At 72.6% G+C, this 11,048-nt stretch carries 13 protein-coding genes and 1 pseudogene; 7 read left to right on the top strand and 7 right to left on the bottom strand.

Annotated features, from left to right (window positions below; genetic code table 11):
- Both CNO22_RS29345 and CNO22_RS21885 read right to left on the bottom strand, forming a co-directional pair.
- Positions 1-117 (bottom strand): annotated as a pseudogene (locus tag CNO22_RS29345) (IS5/IS1182 family transposase); the annotation flags it as partial.
- A gap of 86 nt (positions 118-203) precedes the next feature.
- On the bottom strand, positions 204-992 hold the full coding sequence (locus tag CNO22_RS21885) for a formate/nitrite transporter family protein (protein ID WP_100501355.1): 789 nt from the start codon (positions 990-992) through the stop codon (positions 204-206).
- 180 nt (positions 993-1,172) lie between these two features.
- Here CNO22_RS21885 and CNO22_RS21880 point away from each other — a divergent pair, with 180 nt between their 5' ends.
- Both CNO22_RS21880 and CNO22_RS21875 read left to right on the top strand, forming a co-directional pair.
- Positions 1,173-1,553, top strand: a complete 381-nt coding sequence (locus CNO22_RS21880; RefSeq protein ID WP_100501354.1) for an ArsR/SmtB family transcription factor — start codon at positions 1,173-1,175, stop codon at positions 1,551-1,553.
- Positions 1,554-1,662: 109 nt separating this feature from the next.
- Entirely contained in the window at positions 1,663-2,070 is a 408-nt protein-coding gene (locus CNO22_RS21875) for a four-helix bundle copper-binding protein (protein WP_100501353.1), read from the top strand.
- A 115-nt stretch (positions 2,071-2,185) separates the two neighbouring features.
- Here the strand turns inward: CNO22_RS21875 and CNO22_RS21870 are convergent, their stop codons facing one another.
- Positions 2,186-5,056 carry a heavy metal translocating P-type ATPase gene (locus tag CNO22_RS21870; protein ID WP_100501352.1) on the bottom strand — a complete coding sequence of 957 codons (2,871 nt, stop codon included), beginning with the start codon at positions 5,054-5,056 and terminating at the stop codon, positions 2,186-2,188.
- A gap of 155 nt (positions 5,057-5,211) precedes the next feature.
- Here CNO22_RS21870 and CNO22_RS21865 point away from each other — a divergent pair, with 155 nt between their 5' ends.
- Both CNO22_RS21865 and CNO22_RS21860 read left to right on the top strand, forming a co-directional pair.
- Positions 5,212-5,457 (top strand): hypothetical protein, encoded by a 246-nt coding sequence (locus CNO22_RS21865; protein ID WP_100501351.1) that lies wholly within the window; start codon positions 5,212-5,214, stop codon positions 5,455-5,457.
- A 76-nt stretch (positions 5,458-5,533) separates the two neighbouring features.
- Positions 5,534-5,803, top strand: a complete 270-nt coding sequence (locus CNO22_RS21860) for an SHOCT domain-containing protein (protein ID WP_198588507.1) — start codon at positions 5,534-5,536, stop codon at positions 5,801-5,803.
- 62 nt (positions 5,804-5,865) lie between these two features.
- Here CNO22_RS21860 and CNO22_RS21855 read toward each other — a convergent pair whose 3' ends face one another.
- Positions 5,866-6,579 (bottom strand): SCO family protein, encoded by a 714-nt coding sequence (locus tag CNO22_RS21855; RefSeq protein WP_100501350.1) that lies wholly within the window; start codon positions 6,577-6,579, stop codon positions 5,866-5,868.
- A 447-nt stretch (positions 6,580-7,026) separates the two neighbouring features.
- Between CNO22_RS21855 and CNO22_RS21850 the strand changes: the two genes are divergently transcribed.
- On the top strand, positions 7,027-7,761 hold the full coding sequence (locus tag CNO22_RS21850; protein WP_100501349.1) for a ZIP family metal transporter: 735 nt from the start codon (positions 7,027-7,029) through the stop codon (positions 7,759-7,761).
- Positions 7,762-7,936: 175 nt separating this feature from the next.
- Positions 7,937-8,059 (top strand): YnfA family protein, encoded by a 123-nt coding sequence (locus CNO22_RS21845; protein ID WP_232807247.1) that lies wholly within the window; start codon positions 7,937-7,939, stop codon positions 8,057-8,059.
- Positions 8,060-8,391: 332 nt separating this feature from the next.
- On the opposite strand, the gene CNO22_RS21840 is transcribed toward CNO22_RS21845, so the two are convergent.
- Together CNO22_RS21840 and CNO22_RS21835 are read right to left on the bottom strand one after the other, a co-directional pair.
- Entirely contained in the window at positions 8,392-9,111 is a 720-nt protein-coding gene (locus CNO22_RS21840) for a cation diffusion facilitator family transporter (protein ID WP_100501348.1), read from the bottom strand.
- Positions 9,108-9,482 (bottom strand): ArsR/SmtB family transcription factor, encoded by a 375-nt coding sequence (locus CNO22_RS21835; protein ID WP_100501347.1) that lies wholly within the window; start codon positions 9,480-9,482, stop codon positions 9,108-9,110. The genes CNO22_RS21840 and CNO22_RS21835 overlap by 4 nt, the downstream gene beginning before the upstream one ends.
- A 207-nt stretch (positions 9,483-9,689) precedes the next feature.
- Between CNO22_RS21835 and CNO22_RS21830 the strand changes: the two genes are divergently transcribed.
- Positions 9,690-9,956, top strand: a complete 267-nt coding sequence (locus CNO22_RS21830; RefSeq protein ID WP_157937062.1) for an ester cyclase — start codon at positions 9,690-9,692, stop codon at positions 9,954-9,956.
- 188 nt (positions 9,957-10,144) lie between these two features.
- On the opposite strand, the gene CNO22_RS21825 is transcribed toward CNO22_RS21830, so the two are convergent.
- Entirely contained in the window at positions 10,145-10,993 is an 849-nt protein-coding gene (locus CNO22_RS21825) for an IS5 family transposase (protein WP_100499712.1), read from the bottom strand.
- Positions 10,994-11,048: the final 55 nt, after the last annotated feature.

The following is an 11,048-nucleotide window of genomic DNA, read 5'->3' as shown; positions in this document are numbered from 1 at the left end:
CCCGTTGATCACCTGCCGGTGATCGTTCCAACGGCCGCCGCGGCGCGGCGTCCGGTCCGGCACGAGCGGCTCCAGCCGAGCCCACTCCGCATCAGTCAGGTCGTGACGATCGAGCACAGGCCAGGCCTACCGAACCCGCCGGTCAAGATCGCTGAGACACGCCCTAGTGCCGCGGCTGCCAACCTTTGCCCCGTCTCGCGGCACTAGGTGGAGCGCTTGGATCCTTTTGCCTGGACCGCGTGGGTGAGGGTCATGAGAAGCACGCCGCCCACGAGGTTGCCGGACGCCGAAAGGCCGATGTTGGCCAGCAGGTCGGCGTAGTCGACCGAGCCGCCGAGCCAGATGCCGAACAGCAGCTGCAGTGCCGAAACGACGACGTGGTCGAACGGCCCCAGCGCGAGGAAGAAGCCGACCAGATAGGCAAGGGCCATGCGACTGCCGGCCGAGTTGACGGCGTGCAGGAGATACGAGAGGAGGGTGAGCAGCGTCCCGGCGGCGATCGCACGCGTGATCGTCGCGACGCTGCTCTTCGCGCCGATCTCCTCGGCCACCACGACCAGGGCATCGTGAGCGCCCGGTGGCAGCGTCCCCTCGACGACGAAGACCGCGGCGATGACGGCTCCGCCGACGAGGTTGAGCGCGAGGACGACGATCCAGAGCCGGCCCAGCTGCAGCCAGGCAGCCCGACCGCGGCGGTCGATGGCCGTGGCCACGGGATCGAAGAAGTTCTCCGTGAACAACTCCGACCGGCCGACGACGAGGAACACCAGTCCGATGCCGAAGCCGAGTGCTCCCGCCAGTTCGGCCAGCTCCACGCCCAACCGGGGTTCCACGAGCTCCCGGACCATCGCAAGTGCGATGATCCCGAAGACGATCGTGACACCGGCGATGAAGCCGCTCGCCGCTTGCTCGAGCAGCGGCATGGAGAGCCGCCGCTCACCCTCCCGTTTCGCGCGTCCGTAGATGTCCTGCGGATCCGGCGCCTCGCTCATGCATGACCTCTCTACCGCCTCTGCGATGCGGGCGCCGGTCGAGGGCCGCTTCTACCCCGACTGACCGGCGCAGGCCAACAGGGCGAAGGTCGCGTGACGAGGCACTAGGTCGTGTCGTGACGGGCCTGCGGCCGTGATAGGGGACGGTCGGGACGTGGCGCTGCGGGGAATGGCGGCGGTGTGGCCGACGAGACACACGCGCATCCGGTGGATCCGCGCCGGGTCGCGGCCGCCCGGGCCCGGCTGCCGTCGGGATCCGACGCCGAGCGGCTGGCCTCGCTGTTGACCCTGCTGGCCGACCCTGTTCGCGCCCGGCTGCTGTACGCCCTCGACGTCGTCGACGAGCTGTGCGTCGGCGACCTCGCGCTGGCGCTGGGAGTGAACGAGGACCAGGCAAGCTACGGACTGCGGGTGTTGCACGGAGCGGGGCTGGTTGAGCGGCGCAAGGAGAGCCGGACGGTGTTCTACCGGCTTGCGCCGGGCTTTCCCGAGCCGCTGCGGGAGCACTGCCTGCGGCGGCTGGTGGAGCTCAACCGGACCGTCGCCGACGACGAGGACTAGGCCCGATCCGTTGTTATCCGTACGACCGTACGGGTACGGCGCGACGGTCGGCGTCAGTCCCGGCCGGCGGCGTGAGCCGGCCGGCGCCGGAGAAACCCGAGGAGTCGCCATGACCGTGGCCGCCCAGATGCTCGAGACCTATCCGAAGGACCTCGGCGGGGTCGACCGGGACAAGCTGCGCGCGTGCATCGAGGCCTGCTTCGAGTGCGCCCAGGCCTGCACCGCCTGCGCCGACGCCTGCTTGAGCGAGGACTCGGTCGCCGAGCTCACCAAGTGCATCCGCAGCAACCTCGACTGCGCCGACGTCTGCGACACGACCGGGCGGGTGCTGTCCCGGCACACCGGCTACGACGCCAACCTCACCCGCGCGGTGCTCGAGGCCTGCGCCGCGGCGTGCAAGTCCTGCGGGGACAACTGCGCCGAGCACGCCGAGATGCACCAGCACTGCCGGGTGTGTGCCGAGGCCTGCCGCCGCTGTGAGCAGGCCTGCCGCGATTTGATCAGCTCGCTGGGCTGACCGCGGCTCGCCGGCAGTCGGGCCGACTGGCCGCCCACAGTGTCGGCGCCCTCCGGGGCGCGCGCGGGTCCCACCACCAACCCGCCCGGCCGCTGACCGTGCCAGCCGCTCGCGGTCAGCGGCGGTGGGCGCCGGGTCGGTCGGCCGCGGCGGGGATCTCCACCGCGGCCGGGCGCTGGCCGGCGGGCGCCGGTGCGGGCAGTGGCGGCGGCTGGAAGCGGTTGAGCCGGGCGGCGTTGAGCACGACGCTGATGCTGGACAGCGCCATCGCCGCGGCGGCGATCATCGGGGAGAGCAGCGCGCCGGTGACCGGGTAGAGCAGGCCGGCGGCGACCGGGATGGCGGCGGTGTTGTAGCCGAAGGCCAGGACCAGGTTCTGCCGGATGTTGCGCATCGTCGCCTTCGACAGTGCGATGGCGGTGACCAGGCCCTTGAGCTCGCCGGACATGAGGGTGACGTCGGCGGCCTCGATCGCGACGTCGGTGCCGGTGCCGATGGCGATGCCGACGTCGGCCTGCGCCAGCGCCGGGCTGTCGTTGATCCCGTCGCCGACCATCGCCACGAGCGCGCCCTCGTCCTGCAGGGCGCGGACCTCGGCGGCCTTCTGCTCGGGCAGCACCTCGGCCAGCACCCGGTCGATGCCGACCTGGCGGGCGACCGCCTCGGCGGTGCGCCGGTTGTCACCGGTGATCATGGCGACCTGCAGGCCGAGGTCGTGCAGGGCCCCGATGGCGGCGACCGAGTCCGGCTTGACCGTGTCGGCGACGGCGACCACGCCGGCGGGGCGGCCGTCGACGGCCACGAACATCGGCGTCTTGCCCTCGTCGGCGAGCCGGTGGGCGTGGGACTCCAGCTCACCGGTGGGGATGTCGGCATCCCGCAGCAGGGCGGCGTTGCCTATCAGCACCTCGCGCCCGTCGACGGTGGCCCGGATCCCCTTGCCGGTCACCGAGTCGAACGCGGCCGGCCGGACGATCTCGACGCCACGCTCGCGGGCCCCGGCGACGATGGCGCCGGCGAGCGGGTGCTCGCTGTCGGTCTCGGCGGAGGCGACCAGGCGCAGCAGCTCGGCCTCGTCGTGGCCGGCGGCGGTCACGACGTCGGTCAGCGCCGGCGCGCCGCGGGTGATCGTGCCGGTCTTGTCCAGCACCACGGTGCTGACCTTGTGCGCGGTCTCCAGCGCCTCCGCGCTCTTGATCAGGACGCCGGAGCGGGCGCCCTTGCCGGTGGCGACCATCACCGACAGCGGGGTGGCCAGCCCCAGCGCGCACGGGCAGGCGATGATCAGCACGCTGACCGTGGCGACGAGGGCCAGCGTGACCGCCGGGCCGAAGACGAACCACAGCACGAACGTGGCGATCGCGACGAACACCACCGCGGGCACGAAGTAGCCGGCCACGACGTCGACCAGCCGCTGGATCGGCGCCTTCGACGACTGCGCCCCCTGCACCAGCTTGATGATCTGGGCCAGCGCCGTCTCCGAGCCGACCCGGGTGGCGCGCATGGTGAACGCGCCGGTCTGGTTCACGGTGGCGCCGATGACCTCATCCCCGGCGCTCTTGGCCACCGGCACGCTCTCCCCGGTGACCATCGACTCGTCGATGGTCGAGCTGCCCTCGACGATCTCCCCGTCGACGGGGATTTTCTCCCCGGGGCGGACCCGCAGCCGGTCGTCGGCGGCGACCTCGTCGACGCCGACCTCGACCTCCTGGCCGTTGCGCAGCACCCGGGCCGTGGCCGGGGTGAGCTCGACCAGGGCGCGGATGACGTCGCCGGTTCCCGCGCGGGCGCGGGCCTCGACCAGCCGGCCGAGGAGGATGACGGTGACGATGAAGGAGACGACCTCGTAGTAGACCTCGCGCACATCCGCCGGCAGCGCTGCGGGGGCGACAGTGGCGACGACGCTGTAGCCGAACGCGGCGATGGTGCCCAGCGTGATCAGGCTGTTCATCTCCGCGCTGCGGTTGAGCAGCGCGCGCCAGCCGGTGGTGTGGATCGGCCACCCCACCCAGAGGAACACCGGCAGGGTCAGCACCAGCTGCACCCAGGGGTTCTCCAGCACATCGGGCACGTACCGCTCGCCGATGAAGTGCTCCACCATCGCGGCGTAGAGCACCGGCAGGGTGAGCACGGCACCGATCGCCACCCGGCGGGTGAGGTCGCGGACCTCCTCCCGGTGGGCGGCGGCCTCGGCGTCCTCGGTCGGGGCGGTGCCGGGTTCGGCGCGCAGCCGCGCGGGGAAGCCGGTGGCGGCCGCCACCGCGTCGGTGAGCCGGTGGACGTCGACCAGCGTCGGATCGTAGGTGAGCACGGCCCGCTCGGCGCCGAAGTTGACCTGCGCGGAGTCCACCCCGCCGATCGCCCGGAGCTGGGCTTCGGCGCGGGCGACGTCGGTGGGCAGGCTGCGCAACGCCCCCGGCAGCAGGAACTCCGCCCGCTCGCACTCCACGGTTCCGTCCATCCGGGGTCCGACCCCGACGGCGCGGGCGGTCTCCCGGTTGTGCTCGGTGACCCCGCGCGCCGCCTCGACGACCTCCTCGCCGCCCTGCTCCGGCGAGGCCAACGGCGTCTGGGCCGCCTCGGCCTTCTCGCGGAGCCCGCCGTCCCCGTCACCGGACTCGGCGACCAGGGTGCCGTGCAGCATGTTCATCCCGCACGCCCAGCCGTACTCGCCGGGTTCGGCGATCTGCAGGTCCAGCGTCGTGGTGCCGAACGCGGCCAACGAGGCGCTGCGGCGCAGATCGGGGAAGACCACCCGCGCGGTGCAGTCGCTGTTCTCCTGCCGGTGGAACCGCAGCCGCACCGGCGCGCTGGCCTGCACCCGGATCAGGTTCGGGGAGTACCCGCCCTTGACGGTGATGTCGACGACCTGCCGCCCGGCCTCGACCTGTGCATGCGCCGCCTTGCGGGGCGCGAAGAAGTACCAGGCCAGCGCGGCGATGAGCGCTACACCGCCGAGAACGACAACAACCTCACTGGTGCTCATCCGCTGACCTCACCGTCATCGCAGTCCCGGGCCGCTGCCCACCACACGCGTCGCGCCATCGAGGCCGCGAGCGCCGGAGCCCTCGAGCAGACGGCGTACTATTGCCCATAGTAGTTCAGTCGGATCGACGTGCACAGGAAGCGGAGGAGCGGATCATGGTGAGGTCGCTGGTGGTAGCCGTGCTGGTCGCCGGAGGAGTCGCCGTCCCCGCCGGGGTGGCCCAGGCCCACCCGGGGAGCGGCGACGGGCAGCCGGACGCACCCGGGATGGCGCAGATGCACCAGCTGATGGAGCAGGGCAACCCCGGCATGGCGCGGATGCACGAGCTGATGCAGGCCGACAACCCGGGCATGGCGCAGATGTGCGAGCAGATGCACGCCGGCGCCTCGGACCAGTCCTGACACGCATAGGCCCGAGCACGTGCCGCGGGGCGCTCCGTGCAGGGAGCGCCCCGCGGCCTGAAGGAAGGACCAACCGATGGACCACGGCGGCGGGATGATGTCGATGATGGGTGGCTGGATGCTGCTGTGGGCCCTGGTCGGGCTCGCCGTGCTCGTCCTGGCGGTGCTGGGCGCTACCTGGCTGGCCCGCCGGCTCGGCCCGGGCCGGCGCGAGGAGGCCCACAGCTCCCTCCGGCGGCCGGTTGAGGCCCCCAGCGCGCAGGAGCTGCTGCGCCGGCGCTACGCGGCCGGCGAGATCGACCGCGAGGAGTACCTGCGCATGCAGCGGGACCTCACGGGGGGCTGACCGCGCCCGGCGGAGGAACCTCCGCATGAGGGGGCGCCGGATGGCGGTCCGCCGTGGCCGGCTCAGCCGGCCGTGGCCAGCCGGCCGAGGTCCTCGGCGTACTGGTCGGGCGTCGTCCCGCCGGTGTAGATGACCGCCCGGTCGCCGGGGCCCCAGGCGTAGACGGTGCCGGCGTGGTCCACTCCGTAGTCACCGTGGCTGTGCCCGTCCCCGGCCTTCCCGTCGTCGTGCGGGTGGACGATCGCCGCCGACGGGTCGGCGACCTGCGCGCTCTCCGGCAGGTACAGCTCGGCCAGCGCCGCGGCGGTGGCCTCGGTGCCGCCGATGAGCCCGGTGAACTCCGGATCGAACCGGTCCAGCCAGTCCCTCAGCAACTGCGGGGTGTCGCGGGCCGGGTCCTCGGTCACGAACACCACGTGCACCCGTTCACGGACCTCCGGGGCCAGCACCTCCCGGGCACGGGCGAGGTCGGCCATCGTCGTCGGGCACAGGTCCGGGCAGTGGGTGTAGCCGAAGAACAGCACCGTGACCTCGCTAGCCGGCCGGTCGCCGAGGTCGAACAGCTCACCGTCGGTCGCCGGCAGCACCAGGTCCGGGCGCGGCGGCGCCGGATCCAGCAGCGTGCCGTGGAAGCCGTCGTCCGCACCGGTGACGGTGAGCCCCGCCTCGGAGGATGCCTCGGCGGCCTCCGTGGTCCCCTCGCCGCAACCGGTCAGCACCAGCCCGGCCACCACGACGACCGCGCCGAGAGCGGCAGGGCGCGAGACTGTCCGCACGAGGCCTCCTGAGCTTGCTGGCCGGGATCGGCAACTCGCGCCACTCTACTACCGCAGGTCGTAGTTCCTGGCGGGCGTGGGGCTGCACCGGCGGCCGACGGCAGAAGCGCGGCCCGGCTCAGGCCGCGACGTCCCGGCCCTCTACGTGGGGACGGGTGGGGCGGTCCCGCAGCGGACGAGGCCGAACGCGGAGTGGCCGCCCGGTAGCTCCGGTCGACGTTCCGGCGCTCCACAGCAGTACCACGGGCACGGCCGCCCCCAGGGGTGCCAGCGCCTGCATGCACCCGGTCGCCGGCCATCGGGCGCTCCGGCCGCCCGTCACGGTGACAGCCCGACCTGCCGCCCGGACACGAGCAAGGGCCGCGGACAGCGGCGGCCTGTGTCGGTTCGGTGACAGGACCCCTGGCACGGCGTGTCCTCGCCTGCGGGGCCGGGCACTCGCCCGCCGTGGACGGCTACCTGATCGTGCTCGGCCTGGCGGCACTGCCCGCGGCGGGCAACTTCGCCGGCGCCCTGCTGTCGGAGACGATCAAGGTCTCCGAACGGATGCTCAGCCTCGCCCTGCACCTGGCCGCCGGGATCGTGCTCGCCGTCGTCGGCCTGGAACTGATGCCCGAGGCGCTGCAGGCCACCCCGGCGTGGGTGCCGATCCTGGCGTTCGTCGCCGGTGGCGGGTTCTTCGTCCTGCTCGACCGGGTGCTGGGGTTCGTCCAGGCCCGGATGAACCTCGGCGAGAAGGCCAGCGGGCCGCTGGCCATCTTCTCCGGCGTCAGCCTGGACCTGTTCAGCGACGGCGTGATGATCGGCACCGGCACAGTTCTCAACCCCGCCCTCGGCCTGCTGCTGGCCACGGGCCAGGTCCCGGCCGACCTGCCCGAGGGGTTCGCTGCGGTGGCCTCGCTGCGCCGGACGGGGCTCAGCCGCGGCCGCCGGCTGCTGCTGGCCGTCGGGTTCACCATCCCGATCCTGATCGGGGCCACCCTGGGCTACTTCGCGCTGCGCGACGCCCCGGAGATCGTCACCCTCTCCGTGCTGGCGCTGACCGGCGGTGCGCTGGCCACCGTCGTCATCGAGGAGATGGTCCCCGAGGCCCACGAGGGCGAGACCTCCCAGCTGGGGGCGGTCTTCTTCACCGCCGGGTTCGCCATCTTCACCGCGATCTCCGTCTACGTCGGCGCCTGACCAACTGCCCGCATCGGGGCGAGCAGCCCGGGTACGTGGGGCGGTGGCATCGGGCCGGTCCGCGGCATGGGCCCGGGCCGGGCCGCCACACTCCATGCACGACCCACCCCTGGACCGTCTGGCCGAGCGCCACAGCGGCGGTGCCCCTGTCGCCGCTGCTGGCCGTCTGCCGGGCATGACGGTCGTCCGCTCGATCCTGCTGTTCGTCCTCGCCGCGGGCGCCGAGATCGCCGGCGCCTGGCTGGTCTGGCAAGGCGTGCGCGAGCACCGCGGCCTGCTGTGGATCGGCGCAGGCTGATCGCTCTGGGCGCCTACGGGTTCGTCGCCACCCTGCAGCCGGACGCGAACTAGCGAACCCCGCCAGCGCCAGCACCAGCCCCACGACCTGCGGCGCCAGCGGCGGATCGGTCGGTGTCCCGCCGAGGGCGGCCATTAGCGGCCCGGCCAGGCCGAGGAACATCGCGACGACGAACAGCACCCTGCCCCACCAGCCCGCCTCAGCCGGCGTGCCGGAGATGCCGTGGAAGCCGGTGTGCCCGGTCCGGCGCCGCTGTACCCACGACCGCACCCGAACAGCACGACCAGCGCCACGGCGTACAGGCCCAGGGCGACGCCGCTCACGGCCGCACCTCACCGGTGGCAGCCGGTCGCGTCATCGGTGCAGCCGTCCCCGCACCCGCACCCGCCGTCGGCCTCGTGCGCGGCGGCACCCGGCCGCGCCGGGGCGCAGCAGCCCTCGCCGCGCCAGGCCTCGATGCCCTCGCGGACCGCAACGGCGGCGATGACCAGACCGGCGATCGGGTCGGCCCAGCCCCACCCGAGGGTCGCGTTGAGGACCAGGCCGACGAGCAGGACGGCGGACAGGTAAGTGCACAGGAGCGTCTGCGTGCCGTCGGCGAACACCGCGTTGGACCCGAGAGCCCGGCCGGTGCGCCGCTGCGCCCAGGACAGGAAGGGCATGACGATCAGCGAGGCGATCGCCAGGCCGATGCCTACCGGGGAGGCGTCGGGCGCGCCGCCGAAGAGCAGGGCGCGGACGGACTCGTACGTGACGTACGTGGCGAGGGCGAAGAAGGACAACGCCATCAGCCGGAGCGCCTGGCGCTCCCGACTCTCGGGCAGCCGGTGGCGGAACTGCCACAGGATGATGAGGCCGCTGGAGACCTCGACGACCGAGTCCAAGCCGAACCCGACGAGCGCGACTGAGCCGGCGACGATGCCTGCGGTGATCGCGACGATCGCCTCGAGCAGGTTGTAGATGACGCTGGCGCCGGCGAGCAGCTGCGCACGGCGGCCGAGGCGGGCCCGCTCGACTGCGGTAAGGACGGGGGTGATCACGGTGGCGCTCACCGGTTGGCCGCCTTGCCATAGGTCGGGCAGAGGGTGACGGCGTCGCCGGTGACCGCCAGCAGCCGCTCGGCGGCGGCGAGCACGCCGAGCACCTCCGGCGCGGCGGTGAGCGACCACAGCGACGCCCGCCCCTGCGGGCGGGACGAGGCCACGCCGCAGTCCCTCAAGCAGGCCAGATGCGCCGAGACGGTGGACTGGGCAAGGCCCAGGTGCTCGGTCAGTTCCACCACCTTGTGATCCCCGAGGGCCAGGTGACGCACGATCGCCAGCCGAGTCGGGTCACCCAGGCTCCGGAACATGCACGCGGCCGCGGACAGCGCCACTGCCTCATCGACCGGCGCCTCGACCGCACGCGACTCATCGATCGCCATTCCCTGATGATAGCGACGATTGCCAGACAGTCCGCAAGGCCGTCCGCATGACGGCCGACCGCAGCCACAGGCCAAAGGACGTCGTCCGCCAGTAGGCCGAGCAGGTGGTGAACTGGCGATCTCGAGGCCGCCGACGAGCTGTGCGCCCCCGATCCTTGCCGAGTCCGCACGGCGCTGGGTCGCCCCGTTCCGGGCCGCCTTCCCGACGTGCACATGCGGGAGGTCACCCTCACTGCCGAGGAGAACCAGGTCGTCGGCCGGTACGCCTACTCCACCACTCATCTCGGCGAGTGGCGAGGTCATCCGACCACCGGACGGAGCTTCGCCAACGTCGACGAGGTCTACTTCTTCCGTCTGCGCGACGGCCGGATCTTCGGCGTCTGGGACCTCGATGACACCCACCGACGTCTGTGCCAGCCCGGACTCACCTGGGCCCGGCAGCAAGGTGTGCTGGCCCGCGGGCGTACGCCGTAGCTCATCTTCGCGGGCCCGGGCCCGCTGGTGCAGGAAGTGGGGCGCAGCCGAGACACACCGCGACCTCGGGGCGGTCGCCCAAGCGGACGACTCCCCGCTCCGGAGTGAGCTGACCGCAGCATCAGCACGCCACCTGGCGACCGGGGCCACCGGCCGCCCGCTGGACTGACAACGTGTTGAGAAAGGGCTCAGGAAGCTCGTGCTGGCTGCCAGGGACGGCGGCCGGGAGCCGGTGCGAGGCGGCGGGCCATCAGCCCGATCATGGCCCACTTGATCATCGCTTCGGAGTGGGCGGGCAGCCGTTCGTAGTCCCGGCTCATCCGGCGATGGCCGGTGATCCAGGCGTGCGTGCGCTCGACCACCCAGCGGCGCGGCAGCGGCACGAAGCCCTGCTGGCCGACCAGCTTGGCCACCACCTGCACCAGGATGCGCAGCGCCTTCGAGGCGAAGTCCTGGGTGCGGCGGCTGTAGGCGGCATCGGCCCAGACCAGCACCAGGGAGGGCATGGCCATCTTGGCCCGGTCCAGCACCCGGATGCCGCCGTCGCGGTCTTGCACGCTGGCCGCGGTCACCAGCACGACGATGAGCAGACCCAGGGTGTCGACCACCAGGTGCCGCTTGCGGCCGTTGACCTTCTTGCCGGCGTCGTAGCCACGGGAGCCTGTGCCGACCGTGGCGGCGCCGGGCACCGTCTGGGAGTCCACCGCACCGGCCGAGGCGGCTGGGTCACGCCCGGCGGCATCCCGGGCCGCGTCGCGCAGCGCGTCATGGATCCGGTCGGTGGTGCCGTCGGCGGCCCACCGCTGGAAGTAGTAGTAGACGGTCTCCCACGGCGGAAAGTCGTGCGGCAGCTGCCGCCAGGAACAGCCCGTCCGGTCCAGGTACAAGATCGCGTCGACGATCCGGCGGCGCGGATACTTCGCCGGTCGTCCGCCGCGAGTGCCGCGGCCACTGGTGCTGAGCACCGGCACCAGCGGCTCGATCAGCGCCCACTGCTCATCGGTCAGATCCGAGGGGTAGGCCGGGGAAGAGCCCATAGCCCACCCTGGCCCACAACCCCGAAGTTGTCAGCCCGCTTTCTCAACACGTTCT

The organism is Geodermatophilus chilensis (genome assembly GCF_002802985.1).
GTDB classification, from domain to species: domain Bacteria; phylum Actinomycetota; class Actinomycetes; order Mycobacteriales; family Geodermatophilaceae; genus Geodermatophilus; species Geodermatophilus chilensis.
This window is presented reverse-complemented; position numbering and strand designations above follow the sequence as displayed.